This window comes from Bartonella sp. AP40SXNS (genome assembly GCF_042195825.1).
GTDB lineage: Bacteria > Pseudomonadota > Alphaproteobacteria > Rhizobiales > Rhizobiaceae > Bartonella.
In genome coordinates this window covers 1-1,854 of the sequence record NZ_JBHIPB010000062.1, presented here as the reverse complement: position 1 = coordinate 1,854, position 1,854 = coordinate 1, and the positions used below count along the sequence as shown (strand labels likewise).

Here is a 1,854-nt window from a genome sequence, read left to right as displayed (position 1 = left end):
ATATACAAAGCCTCTTTTTAGTTAGGAAAAAACAACACACTAAAACCCTTAGACTCTAAATGTATTATATTTATGTCAAAAAACATAATCAAAAAGACAAGCATTTAGGTCCCAACACAGAGAGCACAAACAAAACAAAAGACTCAAAATGTTCACACTCTAAGCAATGATTCTCTACTCTAAGTTCCAAAGAGATCAATAATGCTAAAATGTGTCTTTTTTATGTTTTGAAGGTGTTTTTAAGTTTTTTTCATTGGAGAGTTTGTTATGAAAAAAAAATATTCCACACCAAATTTAATTAAAGTTATCTCTCTTAGTACGGTAATGGCCACACTTTTATCGAGTGTTTCTCCTGTTTTTGCGGCGAATCTCTCAATAACAGGAGAGATAATTAGAAGCACAAATAGTGTTAATGTTATGTATCCGCATGGTAGTCATGGGAGTGTTGTTTTTTCTGGTGATGATGACTTCTGTGGTGCAGACAACGTTGTTGGTCGTGGCGGCAAACAACAACAAGGAATTGCTGATAATCGACGAATAACCGCAGAGCAACAATATAATAGATTTATTACTGATCAAGCGTTTAATGGTCGTCATCCTTATGGTACGACCACTGAACAGGTGATTTGGACTGGTGATGGATACACGGGTAGCACTAATGGTAAAGTTTTGGGTGGTTATATAGGGGGAAGTACTGGTGGTTTTATTAATGCATTGCCTGAGGCTTATGGTGCTTATTCTTTTGCAACAGGGTGTGGGTCTGCAGCGACGGGTAATTATTCAACCGTTTTTGGTTCAGGTGCGACAGCAAAGGCTGGAGGAGCGCAAGCCTTTGGTGTTTCCGCACTTGCAGGTGGTATAGCAAGTATTGCTATGGGCGTGGGATCAGAGGCGTCGGGGAAATCTTCAGTTGCTATTGGAGGGCTTGCAACTGCATTAGGTACAAATAGTGTTGCTTTAGGTACAGATGCTGAAGCTTTGGGGGCAGGTGCTATTGCAATAGGGGGCAGGCACTTTGAAAAAAACGCAGATAATCCTATCGGAAAAGTAATCGCGTATGCTGAAAATGCGATTGCTATAGGTACGCAAGCGTATGCTGTAACGGAAAATTCGGTTGCCATTGGTGTAAATTCAAAGGCGCTTGTTAATGATGGTGTTGCTGTAGGTGGAGGATCTATCTCTGATAGAAACAAGAATGTTGCTGGTTATGATCCTACAACAGGTAAAGAGACAACAAAAACCGGTATAGCATGGAAAAGCACAACAGGAGCTTTTAGTGTAGGAGATGTAGGTGGCGGGGGTAATGGTAAGCTAACACGACAAATTACCGGTGTGGCTGCGGGTAGTGAAGATACTGATGCAGTGAATGTTGCACAGTTAAAAGCGTTGCGAGATTTGGCATCAGGAGTTTGGAAACTCTCTGCTAACGATACCGATCCTACAGACGTGAATCCAGGCAGTACAATAGATTTTTCAGTGAAAAATAGTGAAGTAGGAAAAGATAACTTAAAAATTGCAGAAAATACTGCAGAAAGTAAGCATAAAATTGAATTTACTTTGAGTGATACTCTCAAACTTACAAGCGTCATTACAGGCAATAGTACGATGAGTGATGATGGCTTTGTGATTAAGGACGGTCCTAGCATGTCTGGGGGTGGTATTGATGCTGGGGGTAAAAAGATTACATCAGTGTCTGATGGCACTGGAGCGAACGATGCAGTTAATTTTTCACAGTTAAGCAAAATCAATGAGAGTCTTTCGTCCACAGCGAAAAATTTGGAAACGGCTATGGCGAATACATCAAAATATTTTGGTGGAGGTGCAGGAGTTGCTGGTTCTGCCATGACGGGACCA

The 1,854-nt window shown here is 40.8% G+C and carries 1 pseudogene; it reads left to right on the top strand.

Annotation, left to right across the window (positions count from 1 at the left end):
* Positions 1–267: 267 nt before the first annotated feature.
* Positions 268–1,854: pseudogene (locus ACFILZ_RS09665) on the top strand (hypothetical protein); the annotation flags it as partial.